The 22,952-nt window shown below is 43.8% G+C and carries 20 protein-coding genes; 8 read left to right on the top strand and 12 right to left on the bottom strand.

Features of this window, described 5'->3' with window-relative positions:
* Positions 1–287 precede the first annotated feature (287 nt).
* Positions 288–1,235 (bottom strand): helix-turn-helix transcriptional regulator, encoded by a 948-nt coding sequence (locus AC1DM9_RS27890; RefSeq protein ID WP_441884257.1) that lies wholly within the window; start codon positions 1,233–1,235, stop codon positions 288–290.
* A 120-nt stretch (positions 1,236–1,355) separates the two neighbouring features.
* Between AC1DM9_RS27890 and AC1DM9_RS27885 the strand changes: the two genes are divergently transcribed.
* A complete protein-coding gene (locus AC1DM9_RS27885) occupies positions 1,356–1,847 on the top strand; it encodes a DinB family protein (RefSeq protein WP_441884260.1) in 492 nt (163 codons plus the stop codon).
* 112 nt (positions 1,848–1,959) lie between these two features.
* On the opposite strand, the gene AC1DM9_RS27880 is transcribed toward AC1DM9_RS27885, so the two are convergent.
* The gene (locus AC1DM9_RS27880; protein WP_477583338.1) at positions 1,960–4,878 is read right to left on the bottom strand and encodes a family 78 glycoside hydrolase catalytic domain; all 2,919 of its coding nucleotides are present in this window, start codon (positions 4,876–4,878) and stop codon (positions 1,960–1,962) included.
* 144 nt (positions 4,879–5,022) lie between these two features.
* Between AC1DM9_RS27880 and AC1DM9_RS27875 the strand changes: the two genes are divergently transcribed.
* Positions 5,023–5,907, top strand: a complete 885-nt coding sequence (locus AC1DM9_RS27875; RefSeq protein ID WP_477510044.1) for a helix-turn-helix domain-containing protein — start codon at positions 5,023–5,025, stop codon at positions 5,905–5,907.
* Positions 5,908–5,921: 14 nt separating this feature from the next.
* Here AC1DM9_RS27875 and AC1DM9_RS27870 read toward each other — a convergent pair whose 3' ends face one another.
* Genes AC1DM9_RS27870 through AC1DM9_RS27855 form a run of 4 tightly spaced genes read right to left on the bottom strand, consistent with a single transcriptional unit; the run spans position 5,922 to position 9,161 of the window.
* Complete coding sequence (locus AC1DM9_RS27870) at positions 5,922–6,689, bottom strand: spermidine synthase (RefSeq protein ID WP_477583353.1); 768 nt, start codon at positions 6,687–6,689, stop codon at positions 5,922–5,924.
* A gap of 17 nt (positions 6,690–6,706) precedes the next feature.
* Positions 6,707–7,162 (bottom strand): GNAT family N-acetyltransferase, encoded by a 456-nt coding sequence (locus tag AC1DM9_RS27865; protein ID WP_477552082.1) that lies wholly within the window; start codon positions 7,160–7,162, stop codon positions 6,707–6,709.
* Between the two features lie 37 nt (positions 7,163–7,199).
* Positions 7,200–8,099, bottom strand: coding sequence for a copper amine oxidase N-terminal domain-containing protein (locus tag AC1DM9_RS27860; RefSeq protein WP_477510042.1), 900 nt, complete (start codon positions 8,097–8,099; stop codon positions 7,200–7,202).
* A gap of 21 nt (positions 8,100–8,120) precedes the next feature.
* Complete coding sequence (locus tag AC1DM9_RS27855) at positions 8,121–9,161, bottom strand: YhfM domain-containing protein (protein ID WP_477510041.1); 1,041 nt, start codon at positions 9,159–9,161, stop codon at positions 8,121–8,123.
* 135 nt (positions 9,162–9,296) lie between these two features.
* Between AC1DM9_RS27855 and AC1DM9_RS27850 the strand changes: the two genes are divergently transcribed.
* Positions 9,297–9,965 carry an AlkZ-related protein gene (locus AC1DM9_RS27850; protein ID WP_430060693.1) on the top strand — a complete coding sequence of 223 codons (669 nt, stop codon included), beginning with the start codon at positions 9,297–9,299 and terminating at the stop codon, positions 9,963–9,965.
* 388 nt (positions 9,966–10,353) lie between these two features.
* Here the strand turns inward: AC1DM9_RS27850 and AC1DM9_RS27845 are convergent, their stop codons facing one another.
* Positions 10,354–10,554, bottom strand: a complete 201-nt coding sequence (locus AC1DM9_RS27845) for a DUF2197 domain-containing protein (protein WP_430060690.1) — start codon at positions 10,552–10,554, stop codon at positions 10,354–10,356.
* A 254-nt stretch (positions 10,555–10,808) separates the two neighbouring features.
* Between AC1DM9_RS27845 and AC1DM9_RS27840 the strand changes: the two genes are divergently transcribed.
* Positions 10,809–11,585: a class I SAM-dependent methyltransferase gene (locus tag AC1DM9_RS27840; RefSeq protein WP_477583335.1), complete on the top strand. Its 777-nt coding sequence runs from the start codon at positions 10,809–10,811 to the stop codon at positions 11,583–11,585.
* 64 nt (positions 11,586–11,649) lie between these two features.
* On the opposite strand, the gene AC1DM9_RS27835 is transcribed toward AC1DM9_RS27840, so the two are convergent.
* The 3 genes from AC1DM9_RS27835 to AC1DM9_RS27825 all read right to left on the bottom strand — a co-directional run bounded on the left by AC1DM9_RS27835 (position 11,650) and on the right by AC1DM9_RS27825 (position 15,089).
* The gene (locus AC1DM9_RS27835; RefSeq protein WP_477510039.1) at positions 11,650–13,407 is read right to left on the bottom strand and encodes a methyl-accepting chemotaxis protein; all 1,758 of its coding nucleotides are present in this window, start codon (positions 13,405–13,407) and stop codon (positions 11,650–11,652) included.
* Between the two features lie 129 nt (positions 13,408–13,536).
* Complete coding sequence (locus tag AC1DM9_RS27830; RefSeq protein ID WP_477583332.1) at positions 13,537–14,343, bottom strand: AAC(3) family N-acetyltransferase; 807 nt, start codon at positions 14,341–14,343, stop codon at positions 13,537–13,539.
* A gap of 68 nt (positions 14,344–14,411) precedes the next feature.
* Entirely contained in the window at positions 14,412–15,089 is a 678-nt protein-coding gene (locus AC1DM9_RS27825; protein WP_477583330.1) for a hypothetical protein, read from the bottom strand.
* A gap of 184 nt (positions 15,090–15,273) precedes the next feature.
* Here AC1DM9_RS27825 and AC1DM9_RS27820 point away from each other — a divergent pair, with 184 nt between their 5' ends.
* The 4 genes from AC1DM9_RS27820 (at position 15,274) to AC1DM9_RS27805 (ending at position 19,933) form a co-directional block, all read left to right on the top strand.
* Entirely contained in the window at positions 15,274–16,230 is a 957-nt protein-coding gene (locus AC1DM9_RS27820) for a carbohydrate ABC transporter permease (RefSeq protein WP_477583328.1), read from the top strand.
* Positions 16,227–17,057, top strand: coding sequence for a carbohydrate ABC transporter permease (locus tag AC1DM9_RS27815; protein WP_477583326.1), 831 nt, complete (start codon positions 16,227–16,229; stop codon positions 17,055–17,057). The genes AC1DM9_RS27820 and AC1DM9_RS27815 overlap by 4 nt, the downstream gene beginning before the upstream one ends.
* An 82-nt stretch (positions 17,058–17,139) precedes the next feature.
* Positions 17,140–18,534 (top strand): ABC transporter substrate-binding protein, encoded by a 1,395-nt coding sequence (locus tag AC1DM9_RS27810; protein WP_477583324.1) that lies wholly within the window; start codon positions 17,140–17,142, stop codon positions 18,532–18,534.
* A 334-nt stretch (positions 18,535–18,868) separates the two neighbouring features.
* A complete protein-coding gene (locus AC1DM9_RS27805) occupies positions 18,869–19,933 on the top strand; it encodes a ParB/RepB/Spo0J family partition protein (protein ID WP_477583322.1) in 1,065 nt (354 codons plus the stop codon).
* Positions 19,934–20,027: 94 nt separating this feature from the next.
* Here AC1DM9_RS27805 and AC1DM9_RS27800 read toward each other — a convergent pair whose 3' ends face one another.
* Positions 20,028–20,648 (bottom strand): FMN-binding negative transcriptional regulator, encoded by a 621-nt coding sequence (locus tag AC1DM9_RS27800; RefSeq protein WP_477583320.1) that lies wholly within the window; start codon positions 20,646–20,648, stop codon positions 20,028–20,030.
* 147 nt (positions 20,649–20,795) lie between these two features.
* The gene (locus AC1DM9_RS27795) at positions 20,796–22,949 is read right to left on the bottom strand and encodes an MMPL family transporter (RefSeq protein WP_477583318.1); all 2,154 of its coding nucleotides are present in this window, start codon (positions 22,947–22,949) and stop codon (positions 20,796–20,798) included.
* Positions 22,950–22,952 lie beyond the last annotated feature (3 nt).

Here is a 22,952-nt window from a genome sequence, read left to right as displayed (position 1 = left end):
TATTAGGCACGCCGCCAGCGTTCGTCCTGAGCCAGGATCAAACTCTCCAAATTGGTGTTTGACTTGCTCATAACTTTTATCGCTATATTTGCTCATCCCGAAGGATTTGCAAGGCAGTTATTACTCGTTGTTCAGTTTTCAAAGAGCAAACTTTTCTATCGTTTGTCTTGCTTGTTTTTCTTTTGTTCCGGTGTGTTTCTTGGCCGGAATAAGAATATACCATGTACTCGCCTACTAATGCAAGTGTTTTTTGAAATTAATTTTATTTTGTTGTTTATCCTTTAACTTCACGCATATTTAGCCATGACTTCAGTTAATATCTTTTTCATGCGATCTATTAGTTCAACCGGTTCCTTAACAGTTGCTTCATTACCTAAACCCATAAAAAACTTCGAATAAAACGAAAGATCAACCTTTCGAATATCCCCATCTATCCAGCCTGTACCATCTTCGCGAATATTCAGCTTGGGCAGCGGCCATAGCTCAGACTCGCAGCGTTGCAAGCCTTCTCTGCTTAATTCAACGTAAAGATTAACATATGTCTCCTGCGTCTGAAAAACCTCATCGCTATTCCCAAGGTTTACATGTCGCAAATCCAGCGCTTCCAAATCAGATGTATCCTCTACAGCGGAGTGAATTCGATCACAACGGAACAACCGCAATTCAGCACGAAGAAAACAGTAAGCGGAACAGTACCATAATCCGTTGCTTGCATATATTCCAATCGGTTGTATTTGACGGCTTGACCGACCTTCTCGTGATTCATATTCGATAACCAACACTTTTTGGTGAATAGCCCCTTCAAGCAAGATCGATAAATAAGGGGATTTCATTTGCCGAGCAGGCGTGAAAAAATCAACACGATTTTTCATTTGATCAATACGATCCCGCACATCACCAGGCATGTAATAATAGAACTTGCTGAGTGCCGAGGATGATTCAGGTTCAAAGGGAAGATATAAATAGTGCCTCAAAGCATGGCTGGCAAAAAATATCGCAACAGCCTCTTCTTCCGTAAAAGCGATCGGAGGCAATATCCTTTCTTTTAATACCTGATACCCGCCATGCGGCCCTACCTCCGAATACAACGGAACGCCCAGCTCACTCAGCTCTTGCAAATCCCTCAATATCGTTCTTGTCGACACTTCAAACTCACCCGCGAGTTCTTTGACGGTGAACTTACGTTTTCTATTAACAGTCATCATCAATTCAATGAGCCGTTTCGATTTTGACATATTCATTCTCCATTCATTTCTTAATTATGACAACTACTGTCACTATTATAAGCTACAATCTGTATTAAGCCCACTAAGGGTGACAACAATACTATAATTAAGAAGAATGGAGTGAAGGTAATGCAATCTCAGCCTATTAATGAAGTAAAAGGATTACTGCTGGAGGAATTGGAGCATATCGCGAAAACCTCTTCCAATTTGATTCGCAAAATCTCATCCGATCATTGGTCATACAGACCGCATGATAATATGAGGACGCTGCTGGAGCTTGTCCAACATATCGTATCTATTCCTTCGGTTGATCTGCTCATTCTTCAGGAGAACGATGAAACCGTCATCCGCAAGCTTGAAGCGGATATAGCTGCCGATCAAGACCACGAGAAACTAATTGCTTGGCTCACGACTGGTTTGCATGAAGTCAGAGCTTATATGGAAAGTCTTCCGGATGAGGATTTCCTGCACAAGAAAACAAAACCATTTTATCTAGAACACGGTTCGGTACAGGCAAAATGGCTGATTGAGATTACGACCCATATTCAGCATCATCGGGCGCAGATGTTTACATATTTGAAGATACAAGGCTATGAAGTCAACATGTTCGATCTATACTAAAATAATTCAAATGCATTTCACCGCTCCTATAAAAAAGCTCTCAACTGTCTACTGACAGCGAGAGCTTTTTTGCATCTACATTCCATTCAGCGTGAATCAACCGATACTTCTGCTAAAAGATTTTTTTCTCCCGAACGACACCTTCGTATCCTTCTGGTATTATAACATTCACTTTTACCGATGCCGGGGATTGAATGGAAACCTCAATAATTTTCTCATCGATCACTTTCCACGATACATCGATTTGCCCTGCATCGGAGAGAGGAACGCTTCCCTTCGCCCATGTAAGACCACAAGGATTAGGACTAATTTCGACCTCAGTCCAGCCCATTGCTGTACTGCGAATGCCAAGGACCTCGCGTCCAAGGAAATAAGCTGGTGCTGCCGACCAAGCATGACAATGACTTCTAGTCAGCATGTTGGGATTCGCTCTATTTTCCGAGAAGTTCGGATACATCTCCCAGCAAGTTGTCGCGTCATGCTCGATCATTTGCCCGTAATTGCGACGGATGTCTTCAACTATCGTAGAATACTGTCCCGATGCCGACAATGCTTCATAATAGAAGAAAGACATGAATGGACTGCCGATTTGAACAAAATGCGAAGGCGATTCCAGCAAATACTTCTCCATAATGCTTCTACGTACTCCTTGCGCAACACCTGTCAAATAAGCGACCACCTGTGTTTGCACGGAGAAGATGTCTGATCTGCGTCCATCCACATGGATACAATCCAAGTAGGCAGACTGTTCCTCGGACCACAAATGCTGATTAATCGCCGCTTGAAGATCATCGGCTGCTGCCGCAAAACGTATGCGCCCTTCCTCATCACCGGAGAAACCAGCCATCTCAGAGGCAACACGCAGCGTCTTCACTAGGAAGCAGTTCTGATGTGTGACAATGCCATCGTTAGGCTGATCAATCGGCGACCAATCCAGTAGGTTCCAGCCCTTAATTGCTAGCAAGCCATCCTCATTGATTTCCTTCAAATAATGCTCTAGCGTAAAACGGATATGCGGATACATCTCTTGGGCAAAATGAAGATCCGCTGTTTGCTCTACATATTCACGGCATGCAATAGCCCAGAAAAAGGTCCAGTTCGGAATAACGCTGCTCCAGCCGCTCGGAACCTGATTTACGTATAAAGGCGTTTGATCCTTCGATCCCGGTACAAGACGCAAGCATCGTTTAACCATATCATTTACGCCGAATAAGTAGTTGCTAACCAGTGCTTCATTGCGGCTATCCCCCACCCAGAAAACTTGCTCATAAGCTGGGCAATCCACAAAAGTATCTTCCATGCATAGCTTCGTCGTATGGCGGCTAATCTCCCATATGTCGTTCAATAAAGGATCTGAGCTTTGGAATCTGCCAATCTCTGCTACTGGATAATGGCTTGCTATATAATGAACATTTTGTATTTTGACCGGCGTATTCGCATTTCGGACAGTCAGCATCAAGTATCGCAAGCCTCTGCGAATTGGAGAGACATGAGTCTGTCTCCCTTCTTTACATACATAGCGCACAGTATTGTCCAGTCCAAACGTATCTTGGCGATAATCCTCTGTCATATACTCAAATCCGTAAAAGTCTAAAATAGCACCCGCTTCTGCCTCAACCTCAAATGACAGATAACCCGTAAGCTCCTTGCCGAAATCAATAATAATTTCTGTATCTAGACCTGGATACATCGGAATAACTCCCGGCGATGCGTTCGGAATAACAAGATTTTGCAAAGCCACCGGAATAACATGTGGAGTGCTTTCCTTCTTCCAGACAGAGAGACCGAATACATCTACTTCACTTACTAGACTCTCATTAATAGAACGAATATATGGAGAATAGGCATCCAAATCTTGAATGGAAGATACCTTATCTATTACTTGCTTATAATACGCATCCTCAAAATCAATCTGTCTCGATTCCTGATGATCCAAATATACGGTACTGTCAAAAGGACCAATGCTAATAAAAGCTGATGCACCTACTGACTGTTGCTCAGAAGCTAGCGGTGATCGAACCTCAATCGGAACTTCACTGTAGATGCCCAGGTGCAGCTGACCTGTATGCATGCTTCCACTCACATCAATTAAGAGTAAATGTTCGCCTTTTTGAATTGTCACTTCTGCATAACGTTCAGGGAGCACTCCTGTGAACTGATCCGAATCCAGCTTCACCCCATTAATTGAGACTGCTCTTACGCACTCACTCGCAAATGGGAACCCGAGTATAATATCCGCGTCTTCTTGGACAGAGAGAATGGTAGCCGCATAACCCGTGAAGCCGACAACATTTGCATGGTCCTCACTGCCTTCAACCATTTGATTGCGAATATCAATTGACGTAGAGAAGCTAAAGGACTTAACGCTGCTCAGAGATAAAATGCGGGAAGGATAAACAGGGTACTCTGCTAACAGCGGAATGTCCCGCTCTATTAGCGTCTTCCACGGTCCAGTGCCAACAACGCCTAGTAACGCTGCTTTCTCCCAAGCATCACCACTACCCGTGGCTGTAGTCCAATCGCTGTCCCATGAACCAGCATCAACATACTCAGAATAGCCTTGCTGACAAGACATTCGAGGCGTACGTGTATGATAGCCTTCATGAATAGCTGTGCTCCAAGTATCATCTGATTCAAGCAGCGTTTGCGTTCCCTCTTCACTGCTCCTATCCAACTGCACAAGCAGCCCGCCGCGGCCTCTTAAATAGTAAAAGGTCGTTACGCCAAAATGATGTACGAGCACCGCAATCGTATTTGACTGCCCAGGCACCAGCAGATGGCCAATATCGTACACATCATAAAATTGCTCAACGGTCCATGAACGTACAGGGCCGCGTCCTACCTGCTTGCCATTAATATAAAGAACATAGCGAGAATCCGCACTAATTCGCAGTGTTGTTTGAGTATTTTGGTCAAAATCATCCGATGATGGTGCAACATCAAAGCTCTTTTTGAAGCAGCGCCATTCATTGCGAGGGCTTTCAGCTTCTCCGCCCCAAATCCAATTCGCTTTCCAATCCCAATCCATCATGTTATTCCGCCCCTTCTAAGCGAGTAATCGTAGGTTTGCACGTGCATTCTACCTCTAATTATAGTAAAATCATGCTACTCAATTACCCCTGTTTCGGACATTTATTCCCTGAAAAACGACATCGGATGAAAGGAATGAAAGCTGATGACAAGCAAGCATACGCTGCTTTACGAGAGCGAGCAATATTTTCAAAAGAGTAAATTCATCTTCGTAAACCGCGCCGAGGAAGACTTTGATCTGCCGCTGCACAATCATGTTTTCATTGAGCTTGCTTATGTAGCTGAAGGCAAGGGCTTTCATCATATAGGGGATGACGTCGTCCCCGTTTATAAAGGGATGTTATTTATTCTGCCGCCTGGCATTCCGCATGTCTTTCGTCCTTCAACACCTTCACGCAACAGCTCACCATTAATTGTATATAATTGCGTCTTCATGCCCTCGCTCCTTCAATCTCAGAAAGACTGGATTGGCGATCAGGAGATCGTTGATTTTCTGGAAACCTGTTTTAATGATGCATCCACTTTCCACTCCTTGTTCGACTCGGATAGTGTTATTGAAGATTTATTTCGCAGCCTGCTGCGTGAATATGAGCTCCCGCGGAGTGGGTCATCGGCTTATTTGCTAACGCTGCTAGTGCAGCTGTTTCTATCCGTCTATCGATTAATGAAGGACGCTAAGGAGCTATTATTAGAAGAGAATTCTTCCGCCCGCTTCCATCATGTGCTGAACTACATTGAGCAGCACGCTCATGAGAATGTAACCATCAGCCAGCTTGCAAATCGCTGCGAGTGGAGCGAGCGGCATTTCAGCCGAGTGTTCAAGCAGCATACCGGACAAACCTTCCTGCATTACTTGCAGCATCTGCGCATAAAAAAAAGCTGCGAGCTCCTTAGGAACTCCCAGCTAAAAATTAGCAGCATTGCGGAAGAGGTCGGCTGCAAAAATATCGATGCATTCCTCACCCATTTCAAACGAATTGTCGGCATGACGCCGCGCGAATATCGAAAAATCATACGTGACAACAAATGATCCGTATAGTCGGTTCATCCTTTTCGTTTGTCCGCGATGCGATGCCCTTCTTCTAATTCTATTTCGAGGAAACCAGCCATTTCCCGTGATTGAAAGCTGAGCGTTTTGTTACTACCGACGATGATCATATTACGAGTATCGGCTAAATCTTCTGCAGGCAGAGAGAAGGCTTTCGTATACGGATAGACCTCTTTCAGCGTTGAATAAATTGAATTAATTAATTTATCGTTTTTGACTTTTCCGAAGAGATTCATAATCATCGAACCGCTTGCGTTCAGCTTCTCTTTCGTTAACTCGAAAAATTCCAATGTCGTTAAATGATACGGTGTCCCCTCTTTCGTGAAGGCGTCCAAAATAATATAATCAAAGCCGCCGGACGCCTGATTTTCAAGGATCAGCCGCCCATCTCCAATTACAACATTGTCCTCGCTATAGCTAAAATAAGTTCTGCTCAGCTCTACTACCTTCTCATTGATTTCCGCTATCACAAATCGTTTATCGGAATAGTGTCCGGCGATGGTTCCAATTCCATGACCAATCATAAATACATTTTCGAACGATGGATCGTTATTTTCCATCAGATGTATGATCGCACGCGGATACTCCATGACGACTCGCTTCGGATCCTTCAAATCGATCGCCCCTTGAATCGCATGATTAGAGAATTGCAAGAAGCGATATTTTCCGATTTCCCCAAATAATTGATTGGCTTCATAGACGGTAATCTCTTGAGAGTCAATAAGCTCCTTGGCTAACTGATACAAATCATCAAACTCCTTCAGTACATGTGAGAGCGGAATTAATTTAATGTTTTTTGGAAGGAGGTGAGCGATAGCCGTTCTTCCACTTTAATAACTCCCGTTTCAACATATCCGCTTTGCTTGTAAAGGTTAACCGCAGGGGCGTTTTTAGATCCCGTTGATACGACGATCACGCTTCCGCTGACTCCAACGCTTTCGATGTGTTGAAGCAGCTGCTTTGCGATTCCTTTTCTAAAATGGTTAGGATGGATAATGAGCCGATGAATGTCTATGATGTTATTTTCAAACATGATGGCGATGGCTCCGCATAGCTCATTATTAATATAATAACCATAGAAGTTCTCGCCGCAATTTCGCAGCGTATCAACGGTGTCTTTTAATGGCGGTATCTCATAAAAATCAATGAGCTCTGCTTCTACCCTATAGGATGGAATCTGTATACGCAATACTTCCTCTGCTATCGCAGCATCTGTGATGTCTATTTTTCTAATCAATGTTAATTCCTCTCTAATTCCTTATAGAATCCTTTAATTATTTAATATCTGTTCGTACTTCTCCCTCAATTGGTAAAATGACGACATTAGCAAATTCTTTATTCGTATAACGATCGATAGAGCCTAGTTCCGTCTTCTTTCCGTTGCTGTCAATTGTCCCATAATTCAGCCAATCCGCCATAAAGTTATCTAAGAAATAGACGGAATCGCCAAACGGCTTTGGTTCCTTGCCCGCTTCTCCGTTTTTCCCCAATAGATCCTTTTGCCATTTTACTTCACTAATACCGCTATCGTTGATTTCATAATACGTGATTAAACCTCTATATTCCAAGGTATAACGGAGTGCCTCCCCTTGAGGGAAAGTATACACGAAAGTGAAGCCTTCACCATATGGTGCAATATCCATCCCATTGTCAACTCCAGGAGTATGAATCGCTAGCTTTCGCGCTTCTGTAAGATCGCCATTTCTCAGCGTTTTAAACCGCTCTTCACCCGACGGTGTTCTTACAATAATCTGTTTCCCTGTGCTGTCGCTTCCTACTGTTCCGCCAAGTGTTTCCGTAACAAAACGAACTGGAACGTAAGTACGTCCTTTCTTTACGGTAACTGGGGCATCTAAGGGAACTTTTTTCCCATTTACATCAGCTGATTTTAGTCCGTCCTTTAATCGAACAGTCAATTTCCGAGCTGGATTTTGAATCACAATCGTCTTGGTAGCCGTTTCGTAGGAATATTTGAGTTTTTCAGGATCATTAAAGGCTGTGAGCTGCACCATTGTTCTGCCGTTCACGTTGAGCACATCATCTTGGAGCCTGCCATCGATGAACATTTTAATGGTTGCCTTGGGTGCAGATGCCGCCATCGTTGCAGAACCCGCACTAAGTACACCCGCTATTGTTAGTGCAGCTGTCGTTGCTTTTATCCATTTTTTCATCATTAAAACCTCCTGCGAATTTTATTATTGTTGCGATTCCACTTCGCCAACTTTAAAAGCGCCATCCTCCCATTTGTAAACAAAAGTGAGCAGTGGTAGACCGTGTTTCGAGACCACTTCTTCGATGGCATCTCCGTCTACATCCACTTCTTTCGCATGACCCGTGTCTACGAGCAGGAATGGAATAGGTTTACCATCTTTCATTTCAAAATAGTTGTGTATCGGTGCATTTGCCCCAAAGACACCGTCGATTCGAATAAGCGACTTACCATAAAGCTCTAGCTCTTTGACCGATAGAAGCTCATCATTGTTTTGTGAGTGCATGCCTCCGACTGCCCCAAGCTCATAAAGACCAGCTTCAGATTCGAAAGCACCATACACTTGCTCAACGTCGCCCGACTTCGAATAAATACTAATTTTTCCGCCACTAATGTTCTGTTCTTTAATAAGCTGCTCCATTTGAAAGTGATCTACCTTCGCAACCTTCTGATCGTTTTGAACCTTCTCATAGGCAAGCGGCATAACGAACTCACTCTGCTCAGTGAGCTGTGAGTCCTCTTGAATGATTTGGAGTAATTCATTCGTCGCTTCCTTTGTTAATGTAAAGCCTTTATGTGTATCTTTCACATCCATAATAACGCCCTGTTTAGAACTCTCGTTTATCCAAAGGTTGAAGGTGTTTTTCACGATTGGCTGTTTCACCGTAATCGTAAAGATCGGTTTCGACATATTTAAAATCCCTTGCATTTGTACTGCCGTATTTATAGCGCTGACAAAAGCCTCCAGCCTCCTTTGATCCGTGTACACTGACTCAACAGACTTGGCACCCGCTGCTCTGGAAATAGATATTTCTTTCGCATCTGTGATGTTAAATGAAGGACTAGTCTTCTTATCCAATAACCCTGTTAGTTTAGCTTGAACCCGTTGCTGCTCCTGTACATTTGTTGCTTTTGGGCCAACACTTTCGGCTGCACAACCAGCAAGAAGCAGCACCGTAATGACAGCTGAAACGAATGTTCCTTTCACTTTTTCGCCAGTCCTTTCATGAGCAAAAAGCTGTTCCATTTTAACCTCTTCTATAGTGACGCCAGATACTGTAAAAAAGTTACTTTTTTAAATCAAATTTAATAAGTCGATGTATGGAAGGATTAGACAGGAGAAAACTAGAATAAAGGAGTAAACGTTATAAGGAGTGTATATATGAGCATTACTACTTATCCAGAGTTCGTAAAGCTAGTCAGTCAATATAAGATATTTCCATTCTCTGACCTTATCCCTGAGCATCCGTCCCTCACTGCCGTGGTTCCTAGTGACAGCTGGCATACAGAAACTGAGTTTGATCCGTGGATATGGCGGGTTAAAATCGTAAAGGATGAGCATGCGGCATATGGCAAGTTTTTTGGCAGCAAACTAACCTTTATTCACGTTGACTTGTTTCCTCATATCCCGTTCTTGTTGTCCCAAGGAAAAAGCGTTGAGGAACGTTATAGCAGCGGGCTTATGTCCCAAGAAGCCAGAAATATTTATCATATTATTAAGGAAGCAGGCAATATCGACTCACGCAATTTGCGTAAGGAAAGCCGGCTGACTGCTAAAGAGCAGAAGAAAGACTACGATCGGGCGCTTGTTGATCTTCAAAACTTTGCTGACATTGTGATTACCGGGGCACAGGAAGCTGACTTCGATGGCGGTTGGAGCAGCATGTGCTTTGAAAGCTCAGATCACTGGCTTCAAACCACACTTGGTAAAGAGGCTGTTGCTCACGATAATCTAGCAGAGACCAGAGCTATCGTCAAAGCAGAGCTGAGCGATGTTTGTACGGAGAAAGCTCTTAAATATTTGGATAAAAAACTTCATCTCAATAAATAAAAAAGATGTGGCTCGTTGAATGATTACCATTACCGTGCTTAGGTTCCGTCCTTACGGACATATAAGCCTTTATTTCTCAAAATAAAGGCTTATTTGCTTTTTAACGGACATAGGATCCTCTATTTGCCCAAAATGACCCCAAATTCCTTCGAGTATCATGAAATAAGAGATCCTATGTCCGTTAGATCGAGAAAAAGGACGATTTACGGCAAATAAGGTCTCTCATGTCCGTTACCGAGTGTCGTGTGTAGGTTTCATTTGTAGGTTGTGTGGTTAGGCTTTATGATTGGTTTTTGAGTTTAGGTTCTGTGGTTGGGCTCTGTGGTTGGGCTCTGTGATTTGGTTTTGTGGGTGGGTTTTGTAGTTGTTCATCATAAAGCATAGACAATTAAGTTATTAATTTGTCATACCCTTTGGGATCAAGGCCTTCTGGCTTAATCTCGCTCATAGCACTGGCTTCTTTTGTTGTTTTGGAATGACATGACTGACAAATATAATACTTCGTTTGTTTTTCAATGAGCTTTCGATATTGAGGATCACTGTGATTAATATCAAATGGTTTTCTGCACAACATACAGTTTACATGCATTCCATAATCACCCTCTCATAGACCAGCATTCATTAATAGTATAAAAGAACCCGTTGTAAATGAGAATTTAGAAATATCTTTTTTCTGGAAATATTGACCCCTATTTACCTATTGCCTATACTTATAATAACTTTATAAGAAAGCGAGTGGTTATCATGCAAAAACTACATTCCGGTACGTTCATTATTAAGGTGCGTAAGGGATAATCATTACAATCCCTTCCGTAAACATCTAATTATCGGAGGGAATTACGTATGTCGTTTAGTTATTATGGAGAACTTTGTACATTGGTCTATGATTTATCCAAGAAAACAGGTCAATCTATCGGTGGCGATTTAGAATATTACCAAGATCGACTGAAAGATTGCAAGGGTCGTATTCTCGAAGCAATGGCCGGTTCTGGTCGTGTTCTCGTTCCGCTTCTAGAAGCAGGGCTGCAAGTCGATGGCGTTGATTATTCAGCGGAAATGCTCGCATCCTGCCGTCAACGCTGTGAGGAACGCGGGCTCGTTACTGAGCTGTATGAGTCAAATTTGCAACAGCTTGATTTGCCTCATCGCTATGAAGCCATCATTATCCCAGGCGGTTCATTCCTATTAATAGAGAACCGAGACGAATCACTTCTGGCTCTAAAAAATTTGTATAATCATCTTGAGCCAGGGGGACGTATCATACTTGACCTGTTTCTGCCTGACAACAATTTCAGTTGTGGGCAATACAGCGGTACGTCGACATTCAACCTGCCGGATGGAGACATCATCACCATGGAAGACAAGCTTGTTGAAGCCGACTTATACAATCAATATAAGATTTCATATATTAAATATGAAAAATGGCACAACGGCGCTCTTATCCAAACTGAGCTGCAGCGATTTGCCTTACGTTGGTACGGTGTCGAAGAGTTTAAGCTTATTTTAGAAAACATTGGTTTTTCCGATGTAATTGTGTCAGCTGATTACAACTATGGCCAAGCACCATCAAACGGCAAACAAAATTATGTATATGAAGCGATTAAGCCCATAGAAGCTTAAGTAATAAGTTAATATGCAAATAAAAAATAGGCTGCCAGCATTGGCAGCCTTTTACTTGCTTAAATCAAACATTTACCTGAGCAATGGCTTGTCTCATATCCTTCGTATTAGAGCTTAACACCACAGACACATCATGTACTTGCTTCATCATGTCCAGCTGCTGTGCAGTCAGCATTTGAATTTGCTCCGTTTGATCCGATACATCTCTTGCGATATGCGCAATACTGCTCACTGTAGCGGCTACCTCCTCAGAACCAGCTGTTAACTGCTCCGTCGTCACCGATACCTCCATAATTTGCTCGCTCACAAGTCGGAACGATTCAACAGCATGCAAGAAAGATTCGGCTGCTTCACCCGATAAAGAAACTCCGTCTTCAATATCTCTTGAGGCTTTCTCCATCTCTTCGCTAATTTTCCCTGATTCTATTTCAATATTGCCAAGCAGCAATGAAATTTGCTGTACGGAGGAAGCAGAAGCTTCCGCTAGTTTGCTTACCTCTTTCGCTACAACCATAAAGCCTGTTCCATGCTCACCAGCCCTCGCTGCTTCAATCGATGCATTTAGTGCTAGGAGCTTGGTCTGGGAAGCAAAATCGCGAACGGAGCCAATGACATGACCGATTTCACCTGTATAGCTCTGCAATTGCCTTGCAATATGCAGTGTCTGACCGGCAGAAGCCGAAATATTTTTAATTTGTGTGTTCAGTTGTATCATCGCTTGCTCGCCCGATTGTGCGATTTCCAATGACTGTACCGCTGCACTCGAAACGGTGGATGAAGATTCCGCAATCTTAACGATTCCCTGCGCAATTTCCTCCATCGCAAGTGCGCTGTCGTCTGCACTTTTTTTCTGGGCATGTGCACCCTCGAAAATATGCTGAACTGAACCATTCATCGCCTCGCCCATTTGCAGCATATGATCAGCACTGCTTGCAAAGGATTGTGTTGATGAAACGAGCTGCTCAGACGTCTTTTCTACATTGACAACTACTCCTCGAACTCGCTCATTCAAATGCTCGGACATCGTAAGCATCGCCTTGTATACCGTACCTATTTCATCAACAGATTTGACTGGCTTTGCTCGCAAAATCGCATTCGCCTCCACCAGATCACCTAAAGCCATCTTCTCAGCACTGGCAGTTACCGTCTCCAGAGGCTGAAGCGAACGACGGACAAACCAGATGATCGCCCCGATTAAAACAAGCGTGATGACTAGCATCATGATATAGAGTGGGATGCTTTCCTTTATGACACTCTTAGCCAGCTGTTGGAATACAGCGGCATCCGTATCAATGCCAATTGCTCCAACCACTGCGCCACTGTCATCTTTCAAAGGTACATAGGCAGACAAGTAAGAACCATATACCGGGTTTTCAATTAGTGGAGAGCTTGCGTTTCTTCCAGCAAAAATATGTTCAACCGCCGAAGCCGGCATATCTGTTACTTCATTAATAGGGGAAGCTGAGCTATCATCTTTAGGCAAACCGTCAATCATAATTCTCGGTTCACGATTTTCATCAAAACGAACAAAATAGACGTATCTTGCGCCAATTTGCGAACGGAAATAGCTGAGCTCTTGGCGAATTGACCAGTATAGCTCTGTTTCCTCAGGCTGCTTGAGAAATTCCGTAAATTCCCCCGACTCAAGCGTGGCCGCATAGCTCTCTGCAATTCGAATATTGTAGCTGTTAATCGCCTCTTCAACTGCAGAATTGGTTTGCACTACTTGTGTTCCTATGTAGCCTCCCGCGATCAATATCATAACTACGGTCATAGCGCATAAAACACGGACAATCAGATGCTTTTTCAATAGCGTTATCATTCGTTCGCTTCCCCTCTGTTCGCTCACTAGCAAGTTATTGCTCTTGAAAGCTTTGCCTGATGAATATGGTTATATTTCTCATCATACCACCGTATTTCGACATTGGGGAAAAATATTACAAAAGGGAAACTAGCGGCCTCTATTAGCTTCCATCCATTTTACTCCGTAATCAACTAAAGCTTTAACTGGCATGAGCAGCGCGTCTGCATTGCCGACCTTTCCTCTGCGAACATGATCCGTTTCTTTCTCAAAACACTCGCCTAAATGATTAAAATCATCCGTATCAAAATCAACGTCGCTTAAAGCAACCCATTTTTTCTCTCCGTCTACAAGCATCGGTGCTTTATTAATCGTTTCTGCTTTATTTGCATACTCAGCTCGATACTCCGCTAGATGAAGAGTAGTGTTTTTATTATGACCAACGCCCAGCAGCAGCACCCAGCCTTCCAAATCATAAAGCCTCGCTAACGGAGACTGTTCACTCAGACTGTATTCCAAGCTATGATTTGCAGTTATCCTATCCTTCTGGGAGCCCCACGCTGCAAAAGAAACCTGTGGATGATTGCTTCGAACGACGCCATTTTGTTTTCTAAAACATTCATTTATGACCCCCATGTCTAAGCAAGGAGTCAAGTCTGCTTCAAAAGCAGGCATTGTATCTCTGATCGGCTGCCACCATGATTCCTTCACTGGCGGGTATCTCCAAATTTCAGGATCAGACAAATCAGGCGTATGCGTTGGCATGACAAGTGTACCTTCGCTTGTCAGACATGACTCTATCGCCAAAATTACCGCAGTCGGCCCGCCGGATACAAAACCGCCAAGCGCCTTCATCGAGGTATGCATCATAACCGTCATACCAGGTTGTATGCCGAGCTTAATCAAATCCGATTTCAACGTTTCCGATGTTAATAAATCCCCTTGTATTTCTTCCATTTTGAGCGCCACCTTAATATGCTTTATCTTTTATCTCATTAAATAAAATCTCTGGCTGCTGCGCAACTCTATTTAGCTTTCAAAAAAGTTACTGCATCCTCCAGACGATCTGTTTTTAACGCTAGCTTTTCAGTATTGAATACTAAAATGACTGGAAATTGCTCGATATTAAACATCTTCTTTATATCTAGCACGTCGTTTGGATTGTACGCCATCATGCTGTAGCCACCATTAAGCATGATGCTTGCTTCTTTCTCGATGTCATTAATATCAAAAGACTCTCCCTTACCATCCTCGTATATAACTGTCGTTCGGTAGCTGCCTTTTTTGCTTGCCAACAAGCCTGCTCTCTTAAAAAGCTGCTCATTGGACATCGATAAAACAATGAGCTCATCCGGTGTATCCGTAATCTTCTCCGTTCGCGAGGGATTGATCTGAACCATCTGTCCTTGCTTCAAGTCCTCCCACTTCAGCTTATCGCCTGCTTCATTGTTTATTCTGGTGCTTGGAAGCACGAGGGCCTCATATTCTACGCCCCAATCTTCTATAGCTGGACCCGGCTCATCGCGCTTCGTCCACTCGGAAATATCGAATACGATTTTTTTCTCCTGATCGTTCAAACCGTTAATAAAACCAATCATTTGGTCATCACGGTAATGACCATACGGCTTACTGCTGCAGCCAGCCAGAAGCATCCCTACTGTCAAAAATAAGATGAGGCCTGCACTCGTCCATCGTTTCATCATACCCCCCCTTTCAACTAATAACGAGCACCACGATTTAAATGTTCCGGTATTTTACAATTCACTAACAGTGCATGCCTATCCTTTAATGCTAGCGATCTACAATTTATTATTAATTTCAAAACATTCCTCGAACATTCGAAATCTACACTAAATGGAGAACATGGATGTGAAAGGATGGTAGGGAATGAACATGCAAGAAGGCAAGCTTACTCTAGCCGCTAAGCGTACACATAGCTCTCGCGCTGCTAGTCGACTACTGGCTAAAACGAATCGTTTGAGGGAGAACGCACTTGGTTATTTGTTTTTGGCTCCTTCACTTTTGCTATTTACAGTATTTTTATTTTATCCATTGCTGAAATCAGTCTATTTAAGCTTCCAATTAACAGATCCCAGAGGAAGAGTCGCTGAGTATGTCGGGTTCGATAACTATACACAGCTGTTTTCATCGGAAATGTTCTGGAATAGCCTGACGGTTACAGGCCTATTCACACTATACACCGTTCCTGTCGGCATTGTACTTGGCATCGTTACAGCCGCGCTCACGCATATCAAGCTGCCAGCCATGCGTATTTTTCAATTCATGTTCGCAATGCCGCTCGCGCTGTCCGTAAGTACTGCAGCCGTCATTTGGATGATCCTCTTTCACCCCAGCCTCGGAATGCTGAATTATATCCTATCAACGCTAGGCATTGCCCCCATCCAATGGCTTACCAATCCATCTACAGCTTTATTATCAATATCCATGATGACCATCTGGATGCAATCGGGCTTCAACTACATTATCGTGCTGAGCGGTCTCCAAAGCATTCCGGATGACATGATCGAAAGCGCAAAGATTGACGGCGCAGGCCCATTTCGTGCATTTTTGCAAATCGCACTCCCACTGCTGTCGCCTACTCTATTTTTTCTAGCTGTTATCTCGATCATCGGTTCCTTTCAATCCTTTGGACAAATCCATCTTCTAACCAAAGGCGGACCTGCGGGTTCAACAGAGGTATTCGTATATTCCATCTATAAAGAAGCGTTCATTAACTACCAATTCGGAACAGGAAGCGCCTTGTCGTTAGTCCTATTCGTTATCATTCTTATTTTGACGATTATCCAGTTTGTGTTTGTAGAAAAGAAGGTGTATTACCAATGATCGGATTAAAGCCATTTTTACGCCGCTCTAGTGTGTACTTGCTGCTCTCATTGCTTTCCATTGCCATGCTGTTCCCTTTGATTTACACATTTCTACAGGCATTGATGACACCTGAGCAGTCTCTTCAATTTCCGCCTGACTTGTTTCCCGATAGCATGTATTTGGGCAGCATCTCTGCCGTATTTGAGCTTATTCCCGTTGGTGCATTCATAGCGAACAGCTTTCTTATCGCGACCATTATTATGGTTGGACAAGTCTTTATCGCAAGCATGGCTGCTTACGCCTTTGTATATATCCGTTTTCCAGGCAAAAAATATTGGTTTTCCTTATTCCTCTCCACCATGATGATTCCGTGGGAAGTCACCATTATCCCCAATTATTTGACGGTAAAATCATGGGGATGGCTGGATTCCTATCAAGGATTGACGATTCCTTTTCTCGCGTCTGCGTTTGGCGTGTTTCTTCTGCGGCAATATTTCTTACAGCTGCCTCGCGAGCTTTTTGAAGCAGCAAAAATAGATGGCAGCGGGCATATCCGCCACTTCTTAGTTATCGTACTGCCACTATCACGTCCAGCTATAGCTTCATTATCTGTCTATGTGTTTCTGAATTCGTGGAATATGTACCTTTGGCCCCTGCTCATAACGAACAGCGATAAGATGCGAACGGTACAGATCGGCATTAGCATGCTGCAGTTCGAAGAAATGACAAGCTGGAACATCGTTTTAGCCGGCGTAGCTATTGTGCTGCTGCCTTCCTTATTACTGCTCATTGTTGGTTTGAAGCAGCTCGTACGAGGGATTACTGCTGGTGCTGTAAAAGGATAATGAATGAGGTGGCCCCGTCTTCACAGACGTTTCCATAAATGTACTGTAAACAAAAAAAGTAGTAGAGAGGGAGAGAAAAAGAATGAAAGCAAGGTTTAGGTCTGGTTTGACGATTATGATGGCGGTAATGTTGTTTGTAGTCACAGCCTGCGGAGGCAACAACTCTGGGAACAAAGGCAATGCAGAGTCGCCTTCTGCTACGAACTCAACTGAAGCTTCAGCAGCTCCTACCGAAACGGCAAAAGAACCTGTTAAAGTTGTTTGGTGGCACTCCATGGGCGGAGAACTTGGCAAAGCAGTAACCCAGCTCGTTACAGACTACAACGCTTCTCAAAAAGATGTAGTCGTTGAGGAAGTGTTTCAAGGAACCTATGACGAGAGTTTAAATAAAATGAAAGCATCGATGGATTCCAAATCTGGGCCATCACTCATTCAAGTATACGAAATCGGTTCAAGATTCATGATCGACTCCAAAGCAACTACACCTGTTCAAACTTTTGTAGATGCAGAAAATTATGATCTTTCCCAGCTAGAAGAAAATATTACAAATTACTATACATTTGACGGCAAGCTTCACTCCATGCCTTTTAACACATCAAACCCAATTTTGTATTACAACAAAGATTTGTTCAAAGCTGCTGGACTTGATCCAGAAAAAGCACCAGCAACTTTTGAAGCGGTGAAGGAAGCTGCTGCTAAGCTTACGCAAAATGGTCAAACAGGTGCTTCATTCGCTATTTATGGCTGGTTCATGGAGCAATTTTTTGCAAACCAAGGCGTAGAATATTTGAATAATGGCAACGGACGTACAGCTTCCGCTACAGAATCGCAATTGAATAACGAGACTGGTGTTAAAACATTGTCATGGTGGAAGGATCTTGTTGACAGCAAATCAGCACTTAACCTGGGACGTAAAACAGACGATACGAAAAAAGCATTCGCAGCTGGCCAAATCGCTATGACCTTAGATTCTACCGCTTCGCTTCGCGGAATTGTAGATTCAGTGGCTGGTAAATTTGAAGTAGGTACTGGCTTCCTGCCTAAACCTGCCGATGCGAAGGATGGCGGTGTTGTCGTTGGCGGAGCAAGCTTGTGGATTCTGAATAACAAGCCCGAAGCTGAACAAAAAGCAGCATGGGATTTCATCAAGTTTTTAGCTAAGCCGGAAACACAAGCTTATTGGCACATCAACACTGGTTACTTCCCAATTACTAAAAAAGCTTATGACGAAAAAATCGTTGCCGATAATCTAGCAAAATATCCACAGTTCCAAACAGCAGTTGATCAACTGCACGCTTCTATCCCTTCCCCTGCTTCGCAAGGCGCAGTGATGGGCGTATTCCCTGAAGCGCGTCAGCTTGTTGAAACGGCGATTGAAGAAGCATTAACTGGCGTAAAAGAACCACAAAAAGCGCTTGATGATGCCGCTAAAGCGATCACTGAAAAAATTGCAAACTATAATAAAACAGTTAAATAATTTGTGAGCCTAAGCCAAGCCTCGTTCACGGGGTTTGGCTTTTTTTGTCCATTCTCCCCCTCCATATCGGTACCCTCTGTCCAGCTAGTGTCGCTATTTCGTGCCATCTGCTATAATTAATCAGAACACCTGTTTGTCCAAATTGATGAGTCTGCTCTCGAAGAACCAGCATCATTTCATTGAAAATGTTATCTTGCAACCATTCCTAACAAAAGATCCGATATAATAGAGGAAGCCACTATCATAATCGGATGCTCAATACTTTTACATAACAGACGAACGAAGAACAAATGACGCCATGCGTTCTAGTAAACAAAAAATTAAGGAGAAACCTATGGATATCATTGAAATTGTTACTGATTTAATTGATGAGGATACCGATCAGCCGAGGTACCAGTTTGACGAAGAAGCGCTGCAAGAATTAATGAGAAGCATCGAAGAAATAGGCCTGCTCTCACCGATTAAAGTAAGAACAACAAGCAACGGACGTTATAAAATCATTTATGGGAACCGCCGCTATAAGGCGAGCAAAATGCTCGGACGGCCAACGATTCCTTGTATCGTCTCAACCGTAACAGACGAGATGGAAATATACTTGGAACAAATAGCGGAAAATTTGACGCGCGAAGGCTTCTCTCCGATTGAAGAGGCCGAGGCGTTCAATAAACTGTTGAACGATTCGAAGTTTAAGAGCTCCACCAAATTTTTGTCCGGCAAGCTGGGCAAGCCTGAATCGTATATCAAAAACAAATGCGAACTGCTGAAGTTTGGCAATGCCGTAAAGAAGCTGATCGTTGGCGGCACTGAGATTAGGAAGGATAAGCTAACCGAAGATCAACTGCTCCCCCTAAAGGATCTGCCGATCGAGCACCGCGATCCACTAGCGCTGATTGCAGCAAGAGATGAACTGCCAGTAAGCGACGTAAAAAAAATTGCCAAGCTGTTCAAAGATAAAACGATCTCTGACAGCACGAAGGACAAGCTGCTATTTAAATCAGGCGCTGGACTCATCGAAACTTGGTCAACTCATGAGCAAAACAAAGCGGAGCGCGCCAAGCCTGCACCTGTTGCTGAGCCCAAAGCAGCTGCTTCGAAAGTAGAAAAGCAAATCAAACAAGAACAAGCTGATTCTGAACCCGCTCCAAAGACTAGCCAACTACCAGCTTCGTCTGCGTCCATTGAGCTTGCTCTTCATGAGCTGACTGCAGCCCTTCCTTCTCACATGACTTTGTCTTCGGATATCCTTCAATCCATTGAAGCGATTCGAGCGAGCGGGCAAGTTGATTTCATTCAAGGAGTCAGCGCGCTGATCGACCAATTAGAAAAACATTTGGCAGAATGGAAAGCAGTCCGAGAGCTTGCAAGCGCCAAGCTGCAGGCAGTTGCCACAGCGGATTAAACAACCTACGCATCCTATGTACATCAAAGAACCAGACAAACACTACAAGCGTGTTCGTCTGGTTTTTTCATTATCTTTTTTATTTTTTCATGCGCTACAAAGATGATCTCTTCACATTGTCCTTCATCAGCTTTGCAATCTGCTTCGATTGAACATCCTTCTGTAATTCCAGCGCATCGATGACTCGTTCTTGTCTTTCTTTGGAATGATTTTGGCTCAGCTTCCATTTGCCTTCTATTTTTGAAATATGAATTTTAAATCCAACAATGCCTTTGGACAAGTTGTTAATGTACGTTGGGTCAGCTTGGCTCATGCTCCACGGATTTGGCATGCTTGATTCATAATGGCTAACCGATTGATCTACGATTTTGAGCAGCTCCACATGATCTTCAATGAGCTCGACATGACCATACACATGAACAGCGGTATAATTCCACGTCGGCACGGAATTTGGCGTTTCGTACCAAGAGGATGAAATGTACGAATGAGCTCCAGCGAAAACAACGAGTACTTCCCCTTTTAAGCTTGCCCAATGCGGATTTGCTTTTGCCATATGACCATACAAATAACCTTCGCTTTCATCTAACAGCAAGGGGAGATGCGTTGCACAGGGCTTACCTTCATGTTGTGAAAATAATATAGCAAAGCTATTCTGCTCCATCAGAGCGTATAATGTCTCTTTATCCGTCACTTCAAACGATTGAGGTATATACATGAAATGTCTCCTCTGCTTTATGATTATTCAAACTATAGCACAAATCAATTCCCGCTATAAGAAATAAAAATAAGGCGCAATTATGCTTGTCCTTAAATAGGCAAATGAAAAACGACTGCCGAAGCAGCCGCAATACGCATACGATTTCTATTGCTTCAACCAGCTCGGAGCCCACCAGTTCCATTTTCCAAGCATGAGCATTAAGGAAGGTGCCAGCACCATTCTAACAATTGTTGCATCAATAAATATGGCCGTCGCAATGCCGATGCCGAGCTGCTTTACGCCTACTACTTCGCCAAATGCAAAGGGTGCCGTGACGACGATCATGATAGCTGCAGCCGCGGTTATCACATGACTGACGTAGGAAAGCCCCTTTCGTACAGCCTGCTTATTGCTGCGCGTATGATGAAATTCCTCGCTTATGCGCGAGATGAGAAAAACACCGTAATCCATACTAATTCCAAATACTAATCCAAAAATAAAAACCGGGATCATAATGGCAATGCTGCTCGGCTCAATCCCCAATCGGCCATCCATGAAGATCCATGCTAGTATACCAAAGGATGCTCCTATGCTCAGAAGATTGAGGAGGATAGTTTTGAGAGCAATGAGGACGGAACGAAAGGCAACAAGAAGCACGATGAAATTCGTAACGAATAGAAAGAGCAGCACATAAGCTAAGCTTCCAAAAACATGATCGAATACTTCCTGCTCATACTTGGCCTCTCCACCAAGCGAGAAGAATATTTTTGATGATTCCCCTCTTCGCTCCCACTCCCTCAGCCAATTCATCGTCTCGCGAGAGGATGGTTCGCCCGCAATCGTCACTTGCAGCAGCATTTGATTATTATTCAGAAATGGCTGGAGCACCGGCTGGAATTTCTTATTTTGCAGTGGCCGCTGCATGATTGTTGTCAAATACTCGGGTGACAAATTAAGCCTAGAGAATACCGAGTCCACCCTCAAGACGCTCGGATCTTGCTCCAAGCGCTTCGTCAGCTCAAAGGCATTCATCCAACCCGCTCGCTCCAGAAACAAGCTATCCCCGCGAGCAATAACCCATACCTTTGATGTGGAGGGCAGCTCAAAAACAGCCTTTGAGGTCTCAGCGGCCAAACGAGATTCATAGTTTTGAGGCAATGAAGCCTCATCTGGAACAGCAGTCTCCATTCTACTAAGGGGCATCAAGCATAGGATAAGCACGCCCCCTGCCAGCATCCCCATCACCATTGGCCGTTTCATTACCAAACGAGCAAGCCCATCCCATACGGATGAACGACTGGTACCAATCGGGCGCGTTTTTTTCGTTTGCATGGAAGGCAAGCAAATCGCAAGCAGTGCAGGCAGCAGCGTAAACGCGAGCATCAGCGATACGGCCACTACTGTCATCGCTCCAAGCGCAATAGACGAGAACATGGGCAGCGGAATCCAGATAAAGCTCAGCAAACCCAAGAAGACACAAGCTGCCGATACAAAAACAGCTCTGCCAGCTGTCTTCATCGTTGCAGCAAGCGCCTGGATAGGCTGCTTATGCCCTCCGAGTTCCTCGCGAAATCGACTAACGAGCATAAGTGCAAAGTCGATGCTTAGGGCAAGTCCCACCATCGGAATCACATTCAGAACAAAATTGGACAGCGGCAATTGGGTGCCTATTCCATATACAATTCCCATAGCAATCGTCACTCCCGTTATACCAATAACGATGGGGAGCAGCGCAATAATGATTTTACGGAAAACAAGCCACAAGATCAGAAAAGCAAGCGGTATACCGATCATCTCTGCTTTTGCTAAATCCGCATGACTAGCCTCATTTACATCACCTTGAATAACTGATTTGCCTGTCACTTTTATCGAAATTCCGCTGTAGGCGGGCAAAAGTTGATTTAACTGCTTTAGCGTATCCTCCATCCGATAAGGTGGAGCGTCGAATGAAAGCATTGCGTACGCGTAGTTCCCTTTCTGCAGTTCCTGCCGCTCAAGCGGAGAAATAATATTAGTCAGACCCTGAGTCCCGCTCACCTGCCGAAGCGTCTGTTCAATAAAAGCATGAAATCGCGACTTCGATAAGTTGTCCGTTTTCTCGAATAGCAGCATGACCGGTGCTTCTGACAGATTAAAATCGGATGCGAGCACCTGCTGCACCTTTGCATAACTTCCCTTTTGCGGATACAAGCCATGGTCTTGTACGACGGAATCCAGCCTAAGCGCATGACTGCCAACTAAGATAAGTGCAATTGACCATAAGAAAATACACACTCGCGGAAAGCGAAAGGATAGAAGTGCTAGGCCGTTCATCCCCATGAA

It is taken from the genome of Paenibacillus sp. 01T431 (assembly GCF_056398625.1).
This window is presented reverse-complemented; position numbering and strand designations above follow the sequence as displayed.